The sequence below is a fragment of the Pseudomonas sp. Mn2068 genome (assembly GCF_049319725.1).
Lineage (GTDB): Bacteria > Pseudomonadota > Gammaproteobacteria > Pseudomonadales > Pseudomonadaceae > Aquipseudomonas > Aquipseudomonas gingeri.
Map to the genome: position 1 here is coordinate 950,988 of NZ_JBMOUG010000001.1, position 19,151 is coordinate 970,138.

General features: G+C 65.1%; 20 protein-coding genes. 18 read left to right on the forward strand and 2 right to left on the reverse strand.

Going from position 1 to position 19,151, the window contains the following annotated elements:
* Positions 1-72 precede the first annotated feature (72 nt).
* Complete coding sequence (locus tag ACL9RJ_RS04085) at positions 73-618, forward strand: NADAR family protein (RefSeq protein ID WP_177130961.1); 546 nt, start codon at positions 73-75, stop codon at positions 616-618.
* A gap of 230 nt (positions 619-848) precedes the next feature.
* Positions 849-1,916, forward strand: coding sequence for an alpha/beta fold hydrolase (locus tag ACL9RJ_RS04090; RefSeq protein WP_422764915.1), 1,068 nt, complete (start codon positions 849-851; stop codon positions 1,914-1,916).
* A gap of 27 nt (positions 1,917-1,943) precedes the next feature.
* Here ACL9RJ_RS04090 and mobH read toward each other — a convergent pair whose 3' ends face one another.
* Together mobH and ACL9RJ_RS04100 are read right to left on the reverse strand one after the other, a co-directional pair.
* The gene (gene mobH, locus ACL9RJ_RS04095) at positions 1,944-3,224 is read right to left on the reverse strand and encodes a MobH family relaxase (RefSeq protein WP_422764916.1); all 1,281 of its coding nucleotides are present in this window, start codon (positions 3,222-3,224) and stop codon (positions 1,944-1,946) included.
* Between the two features lie 135 nt (positions 3,225-3,359).
* Positions 3,360-5,315: a hybrid sensor histidine kinase/response regulator gene (locus tag ACL9RJ_RS04100; protein ID WP_017127491.1), complete on the reverse strand. Its 1,956-nt coding sequence runs from the start codon at positions 5,313-5,315 to the stop codon at positions 3,360-3,362.
* Between the two features lie 201 nt (positions 5,316-5,516).
* Between ACL9RJ_RS04100 and ACL9RJ_RS04105 the strand changes: the two genes are divergently transcribed.
* The 16 genes from ACL9RJ_RS04105 to ACL9RJ_RS04180 all read left to right on the forward strand — a co-directional run bounded on the left by ACL9RJ_RS04105 (position 5,517) and on the right by ACL9RJ_RS04180 (position 19,142).
* Positions 5,517-6,068, forward strand: a complete 552-nt coding sequence (locus ACL9RJ_RS04105; RefSeq protein WP_042935932.1) for a hypothetical protein — start codon at positions 5,517-5,519, stop codon at positions 6,066-6,068.
* The gene (locus ACL9RJ_RS04110) at positions 6,068-6,760 is read left to right on the forward strand and encodes a hypothetical protein (protein ID WP_017127493.1); all 693 of its coding nucleotides are present in this window, start codon (positions 6,068-6,070) and stop codon (positions 6,758-6,760) included. Before ACL9RJ_RS04105 ends, ACL9RJ_RS04110 begins: the two co-directional genes overlap by 1 nt.
* Before the next feature lie 10 nt (positions 6,761-6,770).
* On the forward strand, positions 6,771-7,499 hold the full coding sequence (locus tag ACL9RJ_RS04115; protein ID WP_017127494.1) for a TIGR03759 family integrating conjugative element protein: 729 nt from the start codon (positions 6,771-6,773) through the stop codon (positions 7,497-7,499).
* Positions 7,484-8,059 (forward strand): lytic transglycosylase, encoded by a 576-nt coding sequence (locus ACL9RJ_RS04120; RefSeq protein WP_083875399.1) that lies wholly within the window; start codon positions 7,484-7,486, stop codon positions 8,057-8,059. Before ACL9RJ_RS04115 ends, ACL9RJ_RS04120 begins: the two co-directional genes overlap by 16 nt.
* On the forward strand, positions 8,056-8,571 hold the full coding sequence (locus tag ACL9RJ_RS04125) for an integrating conjugative element protein (RefSeq protein ID WP_017127496.1): 516 nt from the start codon (positions 8,056-8,058) through the stop codon (positions 8,569-8,571). Before ACL9RJ_RS04120 ends, ACL9RJ_RS04125 begins: the two co-directional genes overlap by 4 nt.
* Before the next feature lie 2 nt (positions 8,572-8,573).
* Entirely contained in the window at positions 8,574-10,721 is a 2,148-nt protein-coding gene (gene traD / locus ACL9RJ_RS04130) for a type IV conjugative transfer system coupling protein TraD (protein ID WP_017127497.1), read from the forward strand.
* Positions 10,722-10,734: 13 nt separating this feature from the next.
* Positions 10,735-11,484, forward strand: coding sequence for a TIGR03747 family integrating conjugative element membrane protein (locus ACL9RJ_RS04135; RefSeq protein WP_103032863.1), 750 nt, complete (start codon positions 10,735-10,737; stop codon positions 11,482-11,484).
* Positions 11,485-11,587: 103 nt separating this feature from the next.
* Positions 11,588-11,917, forward strand: a complete 330-nt coding sequence (locus tag ACL9RJ_RS04140) for an RAQPRD family integrative conjugative element protein (protein ID WP_017127499.1) — start codon at positions 11,588-11,590, stop codon at positions 11,915-11,917.
* The gene (locus ACL9RJ_RS04145) at positions 11,914-12,153 is read left to right on the forward strand and encodes a TIGR03758 family integrating conjugative element protein (protein ID WP_042935940.1); all 240 of its coding nucleotides are present in this window, start codon (positions 11,914-11,916) and stop codon (positions 12,151-12,153) included. The genes ACL9RJ_RS04140 and ACL9RJ_RS04145 overlap by 4 nt, the downstream gene beginning before the upstream one ends.
* A gap of 38 nt (positions 12,154-12,191) precedes the next feature.
* Entirely contained in the window at positions 12,192-12,554 is a 363-nt protein-coding gene (locus ACL9RJ_RS04150) for a TIGR03745 family integrating conjugative element membrane protein (protein ID WP_017127501.1), read from the forward strand.
* Between the two features lie 13 nt (positions 12,555-12,567).
* Positions 12,568-12,972 carry a TIGR03750 family conjugal transfer protein gene (locus ACL9RJ_RS04155; RefSeq protein ID WP_017127502.1) on the forward strand — a complete coding sequence of 135 codons (405 nt, stop codon included), beginning with the start codon at positions 12,568-12,570 and terminating at the stop codon, positions 12,970-12,972.
* Entirely contained in the window at positions 12,969-13,643 is a 675-nt protein-coding gene (locus ACL9RJ_RS04160; RefSeq protein ID WP_017127503.1) for a PFL_4703 family integrating conjugative element protein, read from the forward strand. The genes ACL9RJ_RS04155 and ACL9RJ_RS04160 overlap by 4 nt, the downstream gene beginning before the upstream one ends.
* Positions 13,643-14,548, forward strand: a complete 906-nt coding sequence (locus ACL9RJ_RS04165) for a TIGR03749 family integrating conjugative element protein (protein WP_218176142.1) — start codon at positions 13,643-13,645, stop codon at positions 14,546-14,548. Before ACL9RJ_RS04160 ends, ACL9RJ_RS04165 begins: the two co-directional genes overlap by 1 nt.
* Positions 14,538-15,995: a TIGR03752 family integrating conjugative element protein gene (locus ACL9RJ_RS04170; RefSeq protein ID WP_042936013.1), complete on the forward strand. Its 1,458-nt coding sequence runs from the start codon at positions 14,538-14,540 to the stop codon at positions 15,993-15,995. The genes ACL9RJ_RS04165 and ACL9RJ_RS04170 overlap by 11 nt, the downstream gene beginning before the upstream one ends.
* Entirely contained in the window at positions 15,976-16,395 is a 420-nt protein-coding gene (locus ACL9RJ_RS04175) for a TIGR03751 family conjugal transfer lipoprotein (RefSeq protein WP_017127506.1), read from the forward strand. Before ACL9RJ_RS04170 ends, ACL9RJ_RS04175 begins: the two co-directional genes overlap by 20 nt.
* A complete protein-coding gene (locus ACL9RJ_RS04180) occupies positions 16,395-19,142 on the forward strand; it encodes a conjugative transfer ATPase (RefSeq protein WP_103032862.1) in 2,748 nt (915 codons plus the stop codon). Before ACL9RJ_RS04175 ends, ACL9RJ_RS04180 begins: the two co-directional genes overlap by 1 nt.
* Positions 19,143-19,151: the final 9 nt, after the last annotated feature.

A 19,151-nucleotide genomic window follows, 5' to 3' on the forward strand; every position in this document is an offset into this window, starting at 1 on the left:
ACCCGATCCGTACCCATACTATGCCGGGACCAGGTCCCCTTACCTCAAAAGCCAGCCGCCAAGGAAGCTCAATTGCACGACTCAAGCTATCTGGAAACTCTGCGCGCCCGCTTCAATTGCGCAGAGAAACTCGACTATGTCTTTTTCTGGGGACACCAACGAAGCAAGAGTGGCATCACCGCTTCCTGCTTCAGCCAGTGGTATCCGGCCGAGTTCATCGTCGACGGGCAACGCTACCTGACGGCCGAACATTTCATGATGGCCGAAAAGGCGGCCCTGTTCGGCGATGAGGAGATCCGTGCCCAGGTCCTCCTGGCGCCCACCCCCAATGCCGCCAAGGCGCTGGGCCGCAACGTTCGCGGCTTCAACGAGGAAGTCTGGCTGCAACAGCGCTATGCAATCGTCGTCCGCGCCAACCAGGCCAAGTTCACCCAGAACCCGGAGCTGGGGGCGTTTCTCGAGCAGACCGGCTCCGCGATCATTGTCGAGGCCAGTCCGGTCGATCGCATCTGGGGGATCGGGCTCGCCCAGGACGACGAAAACGTGAACAACCCCAATCTGTGGCAAGGCCTGAATCTGCTGGGGTTCGCGTTGATGCAGGTGCGCGACGCACGCTGACGGTGTCCATGGGCAGTCGGAGACGACAAAGCCCGGCCATACCCCGAGCATCGGCACCAGACGAGTCACCGGCTCTGTATCACAGTGTGTCTGAACCACCTTGCGATACCGGGGCTTTCATCCGGCCCCGGATTGGACACAGGCCAGATACTTCACGGCGTTCAAATGCAGGCAAGGTTTGAAGGGGTCGATCCGAACCCCTGGCCGAGACTTGCAACGGAGACGTCACCATGAAGATGGCACTGCACAACCACCCGACCGATAAATCCCGCCGCCGTCTGGCCGGTTCGTCGATCCTTGCCCTCGCCCTGCTCGGCACGTTCGGCGTGGCCCACGCACAAACGAGCGACGCCGTCCAGCCAACCGCCCCCCGTGCTGGCACCACCCATGCCGCCCCCTCTCCATTCGGCCCGCTGAAACACGTCAACGCCGGGCTGCTGGACGTGGCCTACGCCGAGACGGGTCCGGCCAACGGCCCGGTGGTGATCCTCCTGCACGGCTGGCCCTATGACATCCACAGCTATGACGAAGTCGCGCCCCTGCTGGCGGCAAAGGGTTATCGGGTGCTGATGCCGTATGCCCGTGGTTATGGCGATACCCACTTCCTCTCCGACAAGACCCTGCGCAACGGCCAGCCGGCCGCGCTGGCCAGTGACGTCATCGATTTCATGGACGCCTTGAAAATCAAGCAGGCCGTGCTCGGTGGTTATGACTGGGGCGCACGCTCGGCCGACATCGTCTCGGCACTGTGGCCTGAACGGGTCAAGGCACTGGTCTCGGTCAGCGGCTACCTGATCGGCAACCAGGCGGCCGGCAAGAACCCGCTGCCGCCCAAGGCCGAGTTGCAATGGTGGTATCAGTTCTACTTCGCCACCGACCGCGGCCGTGCCGGGTACGAAAAGAACACCCACGACTTCGCCAAGCTGATCTGGCAACTGGCTTCGCCGAAATGGGCGTTCGATGACGCAACCTACGACCGCAGCGCCAAGGCCCTGGACAACCCCGACCACGTCGATATCACGGTCTTCAACTACCGCTGGCGCCTGGGCCTGGTCCAGGGCGAGAGCCGCTACGATGTCCTGGAGCAGAAACTGGCGACGGCACCGTCCATCGGCGTGCCGACCATCACCCTCGAAGGCGATGCCAACGGTGCACCGCACCCGGCCCCCGAGGACTACGCCAAGCGTTTCACCGGCAAATACGAGTTCCGCCTGATCAGCGGCGGCATCGGCCACAACCTGCCGCAGGAAGCACCGCAGGCGTTTGCCAAGGCCGTGATCGACGCGGATCATCTCTGACACCCATGTGATCCGCTGCGTGATCCCTCAGCTTGCGGCATCGCAAGACCGGACGGCACACCCGCCGTCCGGTGTCGTTGCAGCTTGCGGGGTTGCCGGGTCACAGGTGGATGGCCGGACCTCTTTGAGCCGCAGGCAGGGATTGTCCTGCGGCAACTCGCTGAACAGCCATGAGGGGTCGATCAGCAGATAACCGTTGAGACGCCTGGTCCTGCGCGGCTCCTGCATCTCGCAGGCCCAGATATTCAGGCCATCCGCTCGCTTGCGGTGCAGCTCCAGCCTTTCGAAACAACGCTGGATCCACTGCCAGTCCCCTACGCCCTGCTCCTTGGCTATTCGCCCGACGTCGGGATGCTCCCGGGCATAGCGCTGAAAGATCTTCGGTGTCACCAGCAAGGCCGTGCCGGCCACGCCGTGGACCTTGGCGTTGGCCTCGTTGACGGCAATCGCCCCGCTCTGCACGCCTTGGCGGAGCCACGTCATGAAGACCTGCCCCAGGTCCTCGTCGCTCACTCCCTCATCGGTCGATTCCAGGCGAGGCAAGCGCTCGGGAGGCGCCGACGGCCTCGGCCCCCCCGGCTCCCGGGCAGGCGTCACGGCCTGCTCCAGGGCGCGCGAGGCCTGGTCGGCCTGGACGAGTATCTCCGAGAGAATGCCCGCCTGTTCGCAATGCCCGCTCAGGGCATGGATCAGCGCGGCCAGGGGTTCGGGGTAGGCGCTCAACCAGTCGAGGATCGTGACGGGCAGCACCTGCGCATACAGCAGCGCCGTCGCCGCACCGTGGAGCATCTGCGAGTGCGCCTTCGAATACCTGAAACGATACTCACGCCGGATGGGACCATTCCAGGGATGCCACACCGCCCCATCCGCCAGATGCACGTCCATGTCGACGACGATCCTGCCGACGTCGTGCAGCAGCGCCACATACGCGATGCTGGCGCTCCAGGCTTCGGCTTGCAGCGCCTGGGTTTGCGGATCGGCCCCCACCGGCAACAGATGCGACTGGCGGATCTTCAGGGCATAGGCCATGGTTTCCAGGCCGTGATCGAGCATCCCACCGAGGTAGGCATGGTGGCGGCTTTGCGAGGCCGGTAATTGCTGGACCAGCTCGGCATAGCGCTCGATGGGGCGCAGGTAGAGATCGGCAAACTGATTGCGCGACAACGAGGTGCGCTGCCAGATGTGCTCCAGCAACTGGCGTCGGCGAGGCGTTGACAACAACTCGGCGGCCGGCTTCGGCACAAGATGGCCAGGCGTGGAGATGGCCCCGGAAGTGGCCGCCTTTTTCGACTTCGATCGCCAGAACATTCGGCGCGTTATCCCTGTTGGAGAACCAACCCGTCTTTTGCCCCTCAGCAGGGCCGGGTTCCAGGGCAAAACAGATCTGCGCCGGCGTGGTTTATCAGCGCAGGGCAAGCGAACGGCACCACGCCAGGGTCTGCCTCAAGCCACCGGGGCCGATAGATCGGCAGTTGGCGGCGTGTCCTTGGGCATGACCTGCGCCAGGGCCTCGCACAATTGCAACTGGTTATAGGGCTTGAGGATCCGTGGCAGTTGCAGGGCCATGCCCTCCAGGTGCTGGGCATATCCGGTGACCAGGATGATCGGCAGCGCGGGATACAACTGGCGCACCGCCTCGGCCAACTGCGCCCCATCCATCTGCGGCATGGCCACGTCGGTGATCATCAGGTCGATATCCGGGTGTTGCCCGAAGCACTGCAGTGCCTGGACACCGGAAACCGCACAGATCACCCGGTGCCCCAGATCCTCAAGCAGCAGCATGGTGCTGTTGAGGACCAGACTGTCATCGTCGACCACCAGGACCGTCAGGGGCTTGAACACAGGGCCGTGCGGTTTCTCGGGCAGCAATGGCAGCCGCGTGATGCCATCGGTCGCCATCGGCAACCAGAGTTCGGCAGTGGTGCCCTGGCCCTTGCTGCTCTTGAGCACCAGCCGCCCGCCCAGTTGCTCCGCCAGGCCGTGGACCATCGACAGTCCCAGGCCGGTCCCCTTGCCCACCCCCTTGGTGGTGAAGAACGGATCGGCCGCGTAGGCCAGGGTCTGCTCATCCATGCCTTCGCCATCATCGATCACCGACAGGCACACGTAGTCATCGTGGGGCAGCGTACCGGTCCTGCCGCGCACCTCGGCGTTGATCCGGATAGTGCCGCCCGCCGGCATCGCATCGCGGGAATTGCTCACCAGGTTGAGCAATGCCAGCTCCAGCTGGTTGACATCGACATCCACCGCCGGCAGTTGCTCGGGCAGTCGGGCCTGAACCACCACCTGCGGCCCCACCGAACTGCATAACAGTTCGAGGAGATTGGCCACCAGTTGCGGCAGGTGCACGGCCTCGGTCTTGAGTTCCTGGCGCCGGGCGAAGGCCAGCATGCGCTGGGTCAATGAGACGCCACGGGCAGTGCCGAGCAACGCGTTGTCCACCAGCCGCGAGAGTTTCGGATCGCCGTCGACACGCTTGTGCAACAGTTCGAGGTTGCCCTGGATGACGGTCAGCAAGTTGTTGAAATCATGGGCGATACCGCCGCTGAGTTGGCCGATGGCCTGGAGCTTTTGCGACTGGAACAGCGCCTCGCGCGCCAGTTCCAGCTTTTTCTGCGCCTCGACCGACTCACTGATATCGCGGGTGATTTTGGCAAAGCCGATGATCTCGCCGGTATCGGCGCGGATCGGGTCGAGTATCACATGGGCCAGGAACCGCGAACCGTCCTTGCGGACCCGCCAGCCCTGCTTCTCGAACCGCCCTTCGCTCGCGGCGATATCCAGGGCCCGCCGGGGCTCGCCGTTGGCGCGATCCTGCTCGGTGTAGAACAGCGAGAAATTCTGGCCGATGACTTCCTGCGGCGTATACCCCTTGATGCGCTGCGCGCCGAGATTCCAACTGCTGACCCGCCCTTCGCGGTCAAGCATGTAGATGGCGTAGTCGGTAACGCTTTGCACCAGCAGGCGAAATTGCTGCTCGCTCTGTTTCAGGCTTTGCTCGGCGAGCTTGTGGTCGGTCAGGTCGCGGGTGATTTTCGCGAAGCCCAGCAGGCCGCCCCGTGGATCGCGAATCGGATCGATCACCACATGGCACCAGAAGCGTGTGCCGTCCTTGCGGACCCGCCAGCCCTCGCCTTCGAATCGCCCCTCACGCAGGGCAGTGTCCAGGGCCCGCGCGGGAAGTCCGTCGCGGCGGTCTTCAGGGGTGTAGAAGCAGGAGAAATGCGCACCGAGGATTTCCGTCTCCTGATACCCCTTGAAGCGCCTGGCCCCACTGTTCCAACTGACGATAATGCCCTGGGGATCGATCATGTAGATCGCATAGTCGATCACCGCATCGACCAGCAGACGGAAACGATTATCATCGAACTCGTTTCGAAACGCAGGTTGATCGGACATGGGGGGCTCCGCCGTTATTTTCCGATACATTACACCGGCCCCGCCGACCTGGCCTAAAAAACCACATCGGCCTCACAGCCGGACAAGATGGCACCGCGCCGACCGGCTCCTGAAAATGCCGCCCTCTGCGATCCAGTTTCCTTGCGGCACCCACCGCCCTGATTTGCCACCGTGTCCTTATCACTGCGTGAGGACACCTGGATGTTTTGCTTTCCTACCCGGCCATTGGTCGTCGCTGTAACACTCGCTTTTCCGTTGACCGCCGTGCTGTCGGGCTGCGCATCGCCCGAGATCCCGGATGCGCGGCCCGCGCCGGAGGTGTCCGAGGAGCGGGCGTTGCGCGCCGAGAGTGCGGGCTTGTTGCGTATCGATCGCTATACCCTGGCCGACACCAGGCCACGCAGCGATCAGCTGGATCTGCTGAGCCAGGTCATCGATATCCGCATCCCCGAGGGAGCGAAGCCGACGGTCCAGGAAGCCATGGGCCATGTGCTGCGCCAGTCGGGATATGGGTTGTGCCCGGCACCCGCGGGGGGCGCCGGCGATATCCGGGTGTTGTATGCCCATCCGCTGCCCGCCGCGCATTACCGGCTGGGGCCGGTCACGGTGCGCAATGCCCTGCTGACATTGGCGGGCCAGGCCTGGCGACTGGAGGTGGACGAGTACGCCCGCCGGATCTGCTTTGTACGCCTGACACGCTTGCCGACAAGCGCGATGCCCTTGTCCGCGGCGTTACCGGCGGGAGATCGATAATGGCGCGCCCTTGCCGAAACGCACTTGTTCAAGGCGCGACCCTGGCCCTGCTGGCGGGCATCGCGCTGTATCTGGGCGGCAAGCTCTCGACACTGTCGACAGAGGTGCATTCGCGCCCCTCGGCCGATCATCTGGAAAGCCTGCAGCAGCAGTTGCAAACGGTCGACGCCGAGCTGGAGGCCTTGCGGCAATCGAGCGCTGCGTTGCAGGCCGAGTCCCGACGCGCTGAACAGGTTCTCCTCAAGCGCCTCGGCGCACTGGAGACGGGCAACCGCTCCGTCGATACCCTGGCCTCGGGCCTGGCCGCGCTGGGCGCCCGGGTGGAAAACAGCGAAGGCACCCTGCTGACGCTCAAGGCCCGCCTGGAAAGCCACCCGGTGGCTTCCGTTCCCGCCCTCGCCACGGCGTCAGTGACATCGGCCGGTGGCGAACCCGTAGCCCGCTCGAAGGCCAGGCCACGCGCAAGGAAAACCACCGCTGCCGTACAACCGCCCTTCACCATCGTGGGCCTCGAGTCGCGTGGGGGCGAATCCTTCCTGGCGGTGGCGCCCAGCGGGCAGCCGCAGCTTGCCGCCATCGAGCTGCTGCGACCGGGCATGGCGTTTTCGGGCTGGCGCCTGAATACCCTGGAGTCGGGCAAAGCCCTATGGCGCCGGCCTGACGGCAGCGCCCTGAGCGTCTCGATTCAATGAGGGCCACAGCATGAACGTGAACACTTTCGTGGCTGTATTGAGCGCAGCCTATCTATTGCTACTGCCCGTGGCACAGGCCGAGACACGGGAACGGCAGGCCGTCGAAAGCGACCGTCACCAGGCAAGCGAGGTACGCCAGCTGGAACTGGAACGGGCTGCCGACTGGGGACTCAAGCAGGAGGAATGGCAGCGTTTCCGCCGCGTGATGGAGGGCCCCCTGGGCATCTACTCGCCCAACCTCGACCCGCTGACCGCGCTGGGCATCGAAGCGCGGGACAGCACCGAACAGCAGCGCTATGCCGAGTTGCAGGTACAGGCCGAGGTGACGCGACTGCAAAAGCTGATGGCCTACCAGAACGCCTACGATCAGGCCTACAAGCGTCTTTACCCCGACCAGTTGCCGGTCAACCTGATCGCTGCCAACCCGCCGCCACTGATGTCGCCCGTCGTGCCGGCGGGACGACTGGCGGTGTTCGTCACCACGGACTGTCGGGGCTGTGTCGAGCGCGTCCGCCAGCTTCAGCACGACCGGCAGGCTTTCGATCTGTACCTGGTCGACAGTCGAGGCAATGACGCGCTCATCCGCGAATGGGCGAGAACGGCCGGGATTGAACCACACAAGGTGCGCCTGCGGGAGATCACCCTCAACCACGATGCCGGACACTGGCAGCGCCAGGGCGACAACGGGACATTTCCGGCCGTCATGCAGGCCGTCAATGGCCGATGGCAGCGGCGATGAACCCTGGTCGCCTGGTCTTGCTCGGCGCCCTGGCGGGCGGCTGCCTGCTGGCGTTGCCGGTGACCGCCGCGTCGTTGCCCCCCCTGGCCTACCGGTGGGCCACCCAGGGCACGCCGGTACCACCGCAAGTGCTGTACGCATTGGCCCTGCAGGAAAGCGGCGCCTCGCTGCGGGGTCGCTTGCGACCCTGGCCCTGGACCCTGAATGTGGCCGGCCTGCCCTATCGCTATGCCGACCGGCAATCGGCCTGCCACGCCCTGCTCCGGGCCATCGACCAGGTCGGGGCGAAGCGGATCGATGCCGGCCTGGGGCAGATCAACCTGGGCTGGAATGGCGAGCATTTCGCTCATCCCTGCGAGGCACTGGACCCCTACCGCAACCTGAGCGTCGCCACCGCACTGCTGCTTGAGCACAAGACCGCGGAGATCGACTGGGTAACGGCGGCCGGCCGTTATCACCGTCCTGCTGGCGGCGCACCCGCCGAACGCTATCGCAAAACCTTTGCCCGTCATCTGGCCCGAGTCACCCTCGGCGCCGTTCAAGGAAGATATACACCATGAAATCCCCCCATCTGGTGAGCGCCATGGCGCTGCTGCTGGCCCATGGCACACAGGCCGGGCTGAAGGTTGTCGAAGACCTGGGCGCAGACTCTGCCCTGCCCTATTACCGCTCGCTCAATCCGTCGCCGTCCGCTCTGTCGGCAAAGGCGATGGCGCTACCGCCCGTTCGCCTGGCGGCCTATGGCGAGGCGGACATGCTGCCGGTGCAGTCCGAATCCCTGGTCCCCGGGCACATCGATCCTCGCGTGCACCACGTACCCGGATTGCAGCCGGTTTTCCTGGTGGGCGATGACGAGCTGTCACGACGCTGGTTGCAGCAGCGGGCAGCGGTACTGCGTGATCTCGGCGCCGTCGGCCTGGTCGTCAGCGTGCAGCGGCTACAGGCACTCGCCGAGCTGCGCCAGTTGGGCGCGGGCCTGACGATGGTGCCGGCCGCGGCGGATGACCTGGCACGCCGGCTGGGGCTCGAACACTACCCCGTGCTGGTGACCGCCACCGGTATCGAGCAATAGCCATGACCCACTCCCATACCATCGAAGCGCTGCTGCGTCCGGCCGTGGAGCTGTACACCGTGGCAGTCTGCGTGGCCGGCGCCGGCCTGGGCCTGCTCGCGCCCTGGTCGCTGGCGTTGACACCCCTGTTCGGGGCGGTGGCGTCCCTGTTCTTTCTCCTGTTCGGCTGGATTCGCCTGCGCCAGGCATTGCTGGTGTTGCGCTATCGCCGCAATATCCGCCGGCTGCCACGCTATGTGATGACCAGCAGGAAGGTGCCCGTCAGCAACCGGCGACTGTTTATCGGCAGCGGTTTCAAGTGGGAACAGCGGCACACCCAGCGTCTGCTGCAGACCTACCGGCCGGAGTTCCGTCGCTACGTGGAACCGCCTGCCTTGTTCCAGCAGGTCCGCAGGCTCGAAGAACGCCTGGAAAAAGCCCCCTTCCCGCTGAGCCTGATCCCCGCCGTCAGCGCCTGGGACAGCCCGCTCAACCCGTTCCGCCCATTGCCGCCGGTAGGCGGTTCGCCCCGGCTGCATGGGGTCGAGCCCAATGAAGTCGAGGTCTCGCTGCCACTCGGCGAGCGCGTGGGTCACAGCCTTGTGCTCGGCACGACCCGGGTCGGCAAAACCCGGCTGGCAGAGCTGTTCATCACCCAGGACATCCGTCGCAGGAGGGACGCCGGCGATCGCTGTCACTTCGAACCGGTGATCGTCTTCGACCCCAAGGGCGACGCCGACCTGCTCAAGCGCATGTATGTCGAAGCCCAGCGGGCCGGGCGTGGCGACGAGTTTTATGTGTTCCACCTGGGGTGGCCGGACTTTTCCGCACGCTACAACGCCGTTGGGCGTTTCGGGCGTATCTCCGAAGTCGCCAGCCGGATCTCCGGGCAGCTCTCGGGTGAAGGCAGCAGCGCCGCCTTTCGCGAGTTCGCCTGGCGCTTCGTCAACATCATCGCGCGGGCGCTGGTGGCCCTGGGGGTGCGCCCGGACTACCTGAAGATCCAGCGACACGTGATCAATATCGACGCCCTGTTCATCGAGTACAGCGGGCACTACTTTGCCCAGCGTGATCCCGGGGCCTGGGACATCATCGCGACCCTCGAAGCCAGCCTCAACGACAAGAACACGCCCCACAACATGCGCGGCCGACAGAAACGGGTGACGGCGATTGACCAGTACCTTTCCCGCACACGGGTGGCCGATCCGGTGCTGGACGGGCTGCGTTCGGCCGTGCGCTACGACAAGACCTACTTCGACAAGATCGTCGCCTCGCTCCTGCCCCTGCTGGAAAAACTCACCACCGGGCGCATGGCGGAACTGATCTCGCCCGACTACAGCGACCTTGACGATCCCAGGCCGATTTTCGACTGGATGCAGGTCATTCGGAAGCGGGCGATCGTCTATGTCGGGCTCGATGCCCTGTCCGACCCGGAAGTGGCGGCGGCAGTGGGCAATTCGATGTTTTCCGACCTGGTGTCCGTGGCCGGCCATCTCTACAAGTTCGGCCTCGACGATGGCCTGCCGGACAACGCCCGGGAACAGAAAACCCCGATCAACCTGCATGCCGACGAATTCAACGAACTGATGGGCGACGAGTTCATCCCGCTGATCAACAAGGGCGGTGGCGCGGGCATCCAGGTCACCGCCTACACCCAGACCATCAGCGACATCGAGGCCAGGATCGGCAACCGGGCCAAGGCCGGCCAGGTGGTGGGCAACTTCAACAACCTCTTCATGTTGCGGGTGCGGGAAACCGCCACCGCCGAGTTGCTGACCCGCCAGTTGCCCAAGGTCGACGTGTACTCGACCACGCTGGTCAGCGGCGCCACCGACAGCTCCGACCCGGCGGGCGGCACCGACTTCACCAGCAACACCCAGGACCGGGTCAGTTCCACCAGTGTCCCCCTGATCGAGCCCGCCCACATTGTCAGCCTGCCCAAGGGACAAGCCTTCGCCCTGATCGAAGGTGGCAACCTGTGGAAGATTCGCATGCCCCTGCCGGCCCCGGACCCCGATGAAGACATGCCCGGAGATCTGCAAGCCCTCGCTGCGAACATGCGCCAGCGTTATGTCGATGGCGGTGGCGAATGGTGGACCACCACCGGCACACAGGACGTGGGAGCGCCATTGCCGGTGGATCTGCCGGACGATTTCCTCACGGTCCATTGAAGGGAACGACAACATGGCGACCACCGGCGAAACCGCAAAAAACCAGCAGGTCTATCGAGAAAAAGGCCTGTTCGGCACACTCCTCGGGCTCCCCTTCAGCCTGCTCGGCATCCTGCTGGCGGCGCTGTTTTTCAGCGTGGCGAGCGAGTGGCTCGGCCTGTTCTTTTTCTGGCCGGACGAGGGCTGGCACCACTCGCGGGACATGTTGAACAGTGAGCTGGCCTGGATCTCGACCGGCTTCAACCAGAGCTGGCTGCTCGATCAGCCGGAACAGAACGCCCGCCGGATCATCGCCCTGGCTTACGAGTGGGGCTTCGAGAAGACCGGCCTGATCAACGGGATCAACCTGCCGGCAAAGCCCCCGCGGATGAACGAACACCGCGGTACGGGACTGCAGTACTACCTGGAACAGGCCCGGGTACGCACGCAGGACTATGGATTGGCGGCGGTCTATGCCGTGCTGACCTTTCTCGCGCGGATACTGATCCTGCTGCTGACCCTTCCGCTGATGCTGATGGCGATCTTCACTGGCGTGGTGGATGGCCTGGTGCGCAGGGATCTGCGCCGGTTCGGTGCCGGCCGGGAATCGGGGTTCATCTACCACCGGGCGAAGATGTTGATCACCCCCCTGGCGGTCGCGCCCTGGATCCTCTATCCGGCGCTACCCATGAGCGTAAACCCGTTATTGATCCTGTTGCCCGCCGCGGCCGCCCTGGGCCTGGTGGTAAGCATTTCGGTCGGCAGCTTCAAGAAATACCTGTGATGGGCCTGAGCGTAAAACCCACCGCGTCCAATCCTGTTTTCCGGCTGCCATCGCCCTCTTCCTGCGGCACGCTCGTTGAACTTTCTTCGAGCGGATCGCCTTTATGCCTATTGCCTTGAGACCCCTTCGATATACCGCGCTGGCAGCGAGCCTCGGCATTCCCCTGGCACTGGCCGAGCCAACGGCCCATGAACGCACGCACCTGGCCGGACTGCTGCGCCAGCTCGACGTCGCCAGCCGGCAGGCGAACGCCAGCGCCGCGCTGCCGACGGATGAACAGGCGCGCTTCAGCTTCGACTACCGCCGTCTCTCTTCCGACCTGGAACTGGTACGCCAAGGCATCGAAGGCTATCTCAGCCCGTCCCGGGCCCAGCCCCGCGTCCTGCCCGAGCTGACCGGTCACTACACCCGTTCCGGCGGGGTTGCGCCATGAGCATGAGTGCATCGCAGCTCTCGGCTTTTCAGGCCATGGGCGGCTTTACCCCCCAGCAGAGCACCGGATTGCTGACTGGCCTGGTGCTGGCCATCGCGCTGATCTTCGCCGCCTGGGCCCTGGTCAGCGGCTACCGCGGCTGGGCCGGCGGACAACTGTCCCAGGGCAAGTTCGCCGGCCTGGCGACCAAGGTGGCGCTGATCTACATCCTGCTCACCCTGCTCTTGCTGCACTGATTATTTCCCGTTTCACACACCGCCATTGGAGGCACCCGATGAACATCCTTTCCCTCTTCAAACAGCTCGTCCGCCCGCTTTCGCGAGTGGTGCCCGCCGCCGGCGCATGGTCGGCAATGCCGGTGTCCGCCGCCCTGCCCGAGATGGAGGCGCCCAGCCGCGGCGAAGGCAACGGCATCATCCAGACCCTGCAGAATCACGGCTACGACATCGTCGCCCTGATCGCCCTGGCCATCGCCGCCGCCGCGTTCTGCGGCGTCGCCTATCACGCCTACTGCTGTTACTCCGAGGTGCAGAACGGCAAGAAGACCTGGGGGCAGTTCGGCCTGACCTGCGGCGTGGGTGCCCTGTTGCTGGTGATCATCATCTGGTTGTTGACCAAGGGCACGGAAGTACTGTGAGGATGATCCAGCGATGAATCACGACCCGGATCACTTCCTGGCCGACGGCACCATCCGCTTCCTGCCGTCGCGTCTCAATCACCAGCCGGTCATCGTGCTGGGCCTCACCGCCGATGAAATGTGGCTCACCGTCACCGTGGCGGCGCTGGCGGGCACCTGCCTGGGCAGCGCGGCAGCGGCGCTGTCGCAGAGCATTGCCCTGGTCCCCTCGGGGATCGTGCTCTGCATCGGCCTGGGCCTGTTCGTAGGCGGCAACCTGCTGCGTCGTCACAAGCGCGGCAAGCCCCAGACCTGGTTGTATCGGCACCTGCAATGGCAACTGGCGAGCCACTGGCCGCTGCTGGGCTCCTGGATCGGCGCGGCCGGCCTGGTGACGCGCGACGGTCTCTGGAGCACACGCCGGAGCCTGCGCCCATGAGCCGCTTCAAGAATGAAATCGCCCGGCTGGAGTCCCATGTCAAGACGCTGCGCGCCGGCTGCGGGCTGCTGTTCGGCACCGCCCTGCTCATGGGGCTGGGATGGTGGGAGGCGCCACGGAACCTGACCATCAATATTCCGCCCGACCTGCGCTCGGGCAGCACCCGCAAGTGGTGGGAGGTCCCGCCGGAGTCGGTCTATACCTTCGGTTTCTACATCTTTCAACAGCTCAACCGCTGGCCCGTCGATGGCGAAAAGGACTACCCCCGGGCCATTCACAAACTCTCCGCGTACCTGACACCCGCCTGCAAGTCCCAACTGGAAAGCGACTTCCAGCAACGCCAGATCGCCGGCGAACTGCGCAGTCGCACCCGGGGCGTCTTCGAGATCCCCGAAAGGGACTACACCCAAGCGCCCGAGCTGCGGGTCAAGGTCCAGGGCCGGGACCAATGGCTGCTGAACCTCGACCTCGCCACCGAGGAGTTCTACGGATCGGAGCGGGTCAAGCAGGCCTTCGTGCGTTATCCCCTCAAGGTGGTGCGCCGGGACGTCGACCCGGAGAAAAACCCCTTCGGCATGGCCCTGGACTGCTACGACGGTGCGCCGCAACGCATTGCCACCTCCTCGCGGCCCGCCGGCGACCCCGCTTCTCCCGCGCAAGGAGATGACTGATGCCCCGGTTGAAAACCATGCTCGCCCTCATGCCGGCCTTCTGGCTGGGCTGCGGCGCGGTCCAGGCCGTCGAATTGATGACCTGGGAACGCCTGCCACTGGCTGTCCCGTTGCAGGTCGGCCAGGAACGGATCCTGTTCATCGACCAGAATGTCAGGGTCGGTGTCCCGCGTTCACTGGGCGACAAGCTGCGTATCCAGAGTACCGGCGGTACCCTCTACCTGCGCGCCAATGCGCCGATCGAACCCACCCGCCTGCAACTGCAGGACGTGCAGACCGGTGAAATCATACTGATCGACGTCGCGGCAAGGGCTGCCCAGGCCGCTACCGCCCTCGAACCCATCCGGATCGTCAAGGGTCCCGGCAGGCCCAGACGCTACGCCGACACTGTGGCAACGACTTCATCGAACAACAATGTGCCGACAGCGCCGGGCGACCCCGCCGCACAGCCACGCGGCTCAAGGGAAACACCGATACCGGTGGTCCTGACCCGCTACGCCGCACAAAGCCTTTATGCCCCGCTGCGCACCATCGAGCCTTTGCCCGACGTGATCGCGCTGAAGGTGACGCGTGACCTGGATCTCTCGGACCTGATGCCCGGCCAGCCGCTGACAGCCCGTCTGCTGGGCGCCTGGCAACTGGACGACTACATCGTCAGTGCGGTCGGCTTGCAGAACCTCTCGCAGCGGATACTCAACCTCGATCCACGCGAGTTGCAGGGCGACTTCACCAGCGCCGCCTTCCAGCACCCTTACCTGGGCCCGGCACACCAGGCCAGCGACACCACCGTGGCTTACCTGGTCACCCGCGGTCGCGGCCTGGCGCAGTCACTGTTGCCCAACCTGAGCCCGGTGGATGCCGGTCGTCCTCTTTCCCTCGCGGATGGGGGTGACCATGCACAGTAGCGGCCTGCTCAAATGGCTGATCCTGCCGTTGGTGCTGTTGGTGTTCTTCGCAGTGATCAAGGCCTGCTCCAGCAAGGACGCCTCCGGCGCGAACCCCGAGCACGGCGGCCATCGCCTGACCGCGGAGGAAATGAAGCAACTGGGCATCGACGGTGATACCCCCCATGACACGGTTGCCACGCTGGTGGCCCAGACCAAGGCCATGCGCGAGGAATTGAAAGCCCTGCTCTCTGAAAACAAGGATCAACAGCAGGAAAACACCCGCCTGCGACGTCGTGACAGCGAGATCGACCAGCGTATCCAGCAAATTATCGGCGCCGAACTGGAGAAGGCGCAGCACAAGGCCCCAACCGGGCTGAGCGCCCAGGAGACGCAAAGCCTGCTGGACGATCTCCAGCAGAAACTGTCGATGCAATTCACCGCCAGCCGCGGGGCGGACCTGCCCATTGGCCTGGGACTCGAGCCCGGCGACGAGGGGCAGTTCGCCGGCGGCGACGATGAGCTGGTCTGGACCGAACCCCAGGACGCGACCGCCGTCGATGCCCGGGGCAAACCCCTGCCCGCCGGTTCCGGCAAACCGGCACAGGGCCTGAGCTTCCCTACGGCTTTCAGTGAAGGGGCAGCCCAGCGCAAGCTCGACGCCAGCGCGGTGGACAGTCGACCGAAGACTGAAGACAAGGCCCCCGCCAGGCCCGTCTATACCCTGCCGGAGAACAGCACCCTGACCGGTTCCATCGCCATGACCGCGCTGATCGGTCGGGTGCCGGTGGACGGCGTGGTCAACGATCCCTACCCGTTCAAGGTGCTGATCGGCCCGGACAACCTCACCGCCAATGGCATCGACCTGCCGGATGTCGCGGGAGCGGTGATCAGCGGCACTGCCGCCGGAGACTGGACCCTCTCCTGTGTGCGCGGGCAGATCGTCAGCCTGACCTTTGTCTTCAACGACGGACGCATCCGTACACTGCCCGCGCCGAAGAAACTCACCGGTCGCCAGGGCAACAGTCAGACAGCCAGCACCTCGACCGGCAGGATCCAGGGCGGCATCGGCTGGCTCAGCGACCCGTACGGCGTGCCCTGCATCGCCGGCGAGCGGCGCTCGAACGCCCAGCAATACCTGGGCACCAAAAGCCTGATCACCGCCGCGGGGGCCGGCGTGGCCAAGCTGCTCGAGGCCGACAAGGCCGACGCCAGTACCGTGCTCACGCCCGGCGGAGCGACCGTGGGCGCCGGGCCCTCGGCGCTCAACAGCATCCTCTCGGGAGGCGTGAAAGATATCGGTGACTGGGTCAACAAGCTCTATGGACAGGCCTTTGCCGCCGTCTACGTGCAACCCGGCGCCCAGGTGGCCGTGCATCTGGACCGGCAACTGGAGATCGATTACGAAACCCTCGGCCGCCAGGTGCGGCATGTCGCTGGAGGAACCCATGCGTCTACCCTCGATTGACCCACTGCCCTGCCTGCTGTCGGGCGCCCTGCTGATCGCCGGCTGCAGTACCGACAAGGACCACCTGCTGCCCCATGGCCCGCAGACCATGGCGGATATCTGGAACCGGCAATCCGCCCAGGGCGCCCGCGGCCCCGGCAATAATCCGCTGCAAGAGGTGCGTCTGGCCCTGCGCCGGCCTCTCGCCGACGGCGCCTCCGAGCAACCGGCCTACACCCGCACCGCCCGCAACGAGATACACAGTCAGTTCAGGCGCCTGCCCAACCCGGACCTGGTGATGTACGTCTTTCCCCACCTGGCAGGCTCCGATCCGGTACCGGTGCCCGGCTACAGCACGGTCTTTCCGTTCTACCAGCGGGTGCAATACGCCCTGCCCGGCGAGCGGACGGAGGATTACTGATGAAACCCCACGAGAACCCACGCAAGCGTCCCGCCACCGTGGCCGATGAACAGGCGCTCTATGCAGCGACACCCAGCTTCGTCGATTTGCTGCCATGGGTGGAGTTCCTGCCCGACTCGCAATGCCTGTTGCTGGAGGACGGCGAGTCGGTGGCAGCGTTCTTCGAGCTGACGCCCATCGGCACCGAGGGTCGCGAGGCGAGCTGGCTACGCACGGTCCGCGACGCCCTGGAAAATGCCTTGCAGGACAGTTTCGACGAGCTGGAGGAACAACCCTGGGTGCTGCAGCTCTATGCCCAGGACGAGACCGACTGGGGCGGCTATCTGCACAGCCTCGGCGACTATGTGCAACCCCGCGCCCGGGGTTCGGCGTTCACCGAGTGCTACCTGCGGATGTTTCAACAGCACCTCGAGGCCCTGTCGCAACCCGGCGGGCTCTTTGAAGACACCGTGGTGACCCAGCTGCCCTGGCGCGGGCAAAGCCGCAAAGTGCGGCTGGTGGTGTACCGCCACGGCAAAGGCACGCCGCCCCAGCGTGGCCAGACCAGCGAAGAGGCCCTCAACAGCCTCTGTGAGCGCCTGAGCGGTGGGTTGGGCAACGCCGGCGTGAAGACACGGCGCCTGGACGGTGCGCAGATCCACCGCTGGCTGCTGCGCTGGTTCAACCCCGCCCCGAAACTGCTGGGCAATAGCCCGCAGCAGCGCCAGGACTTCTACCGGCTGGCGGACTATCCCCCGGACGCCGCCGACGAGGAACTGCCACTGGCCAGCGGCAGCGACTTCGCCCAGCGCCTGTTCTTCGAGCAGCCGCGCTCGGATGTGCAACAGGGACTCTGGTACCTCGACGACATGCCCCATCGCGTGGTGGTGCTCGATCGCCTGCGCTCCCCGCCCATGACCGGTCACCTGACCGGCGAAACCACCAAGGGCGGCGATGCCATCAATGCCCTCTTCGACCAGATGCCCGAAGACACGGTGCTCTGCATCACCCTGGTGATCACCCCGCAGGACACCCTGGAGGCGCACCTCAACCACCTGGCGAAAAAGTCCGTCGGCGACACCCTGGCGTCCGAGCAGACCCGCGACGATGTGCAGCAGGCCCGCGCGCATCTTGGCAGCGCGCACAAGCTGTACCGGGGCGCGGTGGCCTTCTACCTGCGCGGTCGCGACATCAGGGAACTCGACAGCCGTACCTTGCAGCTCAACAACGTGATGCTCAATGCCGGATTGCAGCCGGTGCGCGACGAGCATGAAGTCGCCCCGCTCAACAGCTACCTGCGCTGGCTGCCCTGCGTGTTCAACCCGGGCATGCGCCAGAGCGAGTGGTACACCCAGCTGATGTTCGCCCAGCACGTGGCCAACCTGGCGCCGATCTGGGGGCGCAGCGAAGGCACCGGGCATCCCGGCTTTACCTTCTTCAATCGCGGTGGCGGCCCGCTGACCTTCGATCCCCTCAACCGCCTGGACCGCCAGATGAACGCCCACCTGTTTCTCTTCGGGCCGACCGGTGCCGGCAAGTCGGCCACCCTCAACAACCTGCTCAACCAGGTCGTGGCGATGTACCGCCCCCGGCTGTTCATCGCCGAGGCCGGCAACAGCTTCGGCCTGTTTGCCGACTTTGCCCGGCGCCTGGGCCTGACAGTCAACCGGGTCAAGCTCGCGCCCGGCTCCGGTGTCAGCCTGGCGCCCTTCGCCGATGCCTGTCGCCTGGTGAACAGCCCCGCGCAGGTCCTGACCCTGGATGCCGACGACCTCGATGACAACGACAGCCCGCAAGAGGACGAACGCGATGTACTGGGAGAGCTGGAGATCACCGCGCGCCTGATGATCACCGGTGGCGAGGAAAAGGAAGAACAGCGCCTGACCCGCGCCGACCGCAGCCTGATCCGCCAGAGCATCATCAACGCCGCGCACGACTGCGTGAACCGGGACAGGACCGTCCTCACCCAGGACGTTCGCGACGCCCTTCGTGCCATGGGCCATGACACCGGCCTGCCGGAGCAACGACGCCTGCGCCTGCTGGAAATGGCCGACGCCATGGACATGTTCTGCCAGGGCGCCGACGGCGACCTGTTCAACAGCGACGGCACGCCCTGGCCGGAGGCCGATATCACCCTGGTGGACCTGGCGACCTACGCCCGCGAGGGCTACAACGCGCAGCTCTCCATCGCCTACATCTCGCTGATCAATACCGTGAACAACATCGCCGAGCGAGACCAGATGCTCGGTCGGCCGATCATCAACGTCACCGACGAGGGGCACATCATCACCAAGAATCCGTTGCTGTCGCCCTACGTGGTGAAGATCACCAAGATGTGGCGCAAGCTCGGTGCCTGGTTCTGGCTCGCCACCCAGAACGTCGACGACCTGCCCAGGGCCGCGGAGCCGATGCTGAACATGATCGAATGGTGGATCTGCCTGAACATGCCGCCGGACGAAGTCAACAAGATCGCGCGGTTCCGCGCGCTCACCGATGCCCAGAAGACGCTGATGCTGTCCGCCCGGAAGGAGTCCGGGAAATTCACCGAGGGGGTGATTCTGTCCAAGTCCATGGAGGTGCTGTTTCGCGCGGTACCGCCCAGTCTCTACCTGACCATGGCCATGACCGAGCCGGAGGAAAAGGCCGAGCGGTTCGAATTGATGAAGGCCCGGGGCATCAGTGAACTGGAGGCGGCGATGGAGGTGGCGCGGCGGATCGATGGCAAACGCGGGATTTCCACTGCCACGCTCGACAGTACCCGCGAATGACGGCCGCGA

Excerpts from the sequence above, each read along its gene's own strand:
- ACL9RJ_RS04120 (WP_083875399.1), top strand. The coding sequence starts at position 7,484 with ATGGCAGCGGCGATGAACCCTGGTCGCCTGGTCTTGCTCGGCGCCCTG.
- ACL9RJ_RS04145 (WP_042935940.1), top strand. The coding sequence starts at position 11,914 with ATGAGCATGAGTGCATCGCAGCTCTCGGCTTTTCAGGCCATGGGCGGC.
- ACL9RJ_RS04140 (WP_017127499.1), top strand. The coding sequence starts at position 11,588 with ATGCCTATTGCCTTGAGACCCCTTCGATATACCGCGCTGGCAGCGAGC.
- ACL9RJ_RS04165 (WP_218176142.1), top strand. The coding sequence starts at position 13,643 with ATGCCCCGGTTGAAAACCATGCTCGCCCTCATGCCGGCCTTCTGGCTG.
- ACL9RJ_RS04105 (WP_042935932.1), top strand. The coding sequence starts at position 5,517 with ATGTTTTGCTTTCCTACCCGGCCATTGGTCGTCGCTGTAACACTCGCT.
- ACL9RJ_RS04100 (WP_017127491.1), bottom strand. The coding sequence starts at position 5,315 with ATGTCCGATCAACCTGCGTTTCGAAACGAGTTCGATGATAATCGTTTC.
- ACL9RJ_RS04180 (WP_103032862.1), top strand. The coding sequence starts at position 16,395 with ATGAAACCCCACGAGAACCCACGCAAGCGTCCCGCCACCGTGGCCGAT.
- mobH (WP_422764916.1), bottom strand. The coding sequence starts at position 3,224 with ATGTTCTGGCGATCGAAGTCGAAAAAGGCGGCCACTTCCGGGGCCATC.
- ACL9RJ_RS04175 (WP_017127506.1), top strand. The coding sequence starts at position 15,976 with ATGCGTCTACCCTCGATTGACCCACTGCCCTGCCTGCTGTCGGGCGCC.
- ACL9RJ_RS04125 (WP_017127496.1), top strand. The coding sequence starts at position 8,056 with ATGAAATCCCCCCATCTGGTGAGCGCCATGGCGCTGCTGCTGGCCCAT.
- ACL9RJ_RS04170 (WP_042936013.1), top strand. The coding sequence starts at position 14,538 with ATGCACAGTAGCGGCCTGCTCAAATGGCTGATCCTGCCGTTGGTGCTG.
- ACL9RJ_RS04115 (WP_017127494.1), top strand. The coding sequence starts at position 6,771 with ATGAACGTGAACACTTTCGTGGCTGTATTGAGCGCAGCCTATCTATTG.
- ACL9RJ_RS04090 (WP_422764915.1), top strand. The coding sequence starts at position 849 with ATGAAGATGGCACTGCACAACCACCCGACCGATAAATCCCGCCGCCGT.
- ACL9RJ_RS04160 (WP_017127503.1), top strand. The coding sequence starts at position 12,969 with ATGAGCCGCTTCAAGAATGAAATCGCCCGGCTGGAGTCCCATGTCAAG.
- ACL9RJ_RS04110 (WP_017127493.1), top strand. The coding sequence starts at position 6,068 with ATGGCGCGCCCTTGCCGAAACGCACTTGTTCAAGGCGCGACCCTGGCC.
- traD (WP_017127497.1), top strand. The coding sequence starts at position 8,574 with ATGACCCACTCCCATACCATCGAAGCGCTGCTGCGTCCGGCCGTGGAG.
- ACL9RJ_RS04135 (WP_103032863.1), top strand. The coding sequence starts at position 10,735 with ATGGCGACCACCGGCGAAACCGCAAAAAACCAGCAGGTCTATCGAGAA.
- ACL9RJ_RS04155 (WP_017127502.1), top strand. The coding sequence starts at position 12,568 with ATGAATCACGACCCGGATCACTTCCTGGCCGACGGCACCATCCGCTTC.
- ACL9RJ_RS04150 (WP_017127501.1), top strand. The coding sequence starts at position 12,192 with ATGAACATCCTTTCCCTCTTCAAACAGCTCGTCCGCCCGCTTTCGCGA.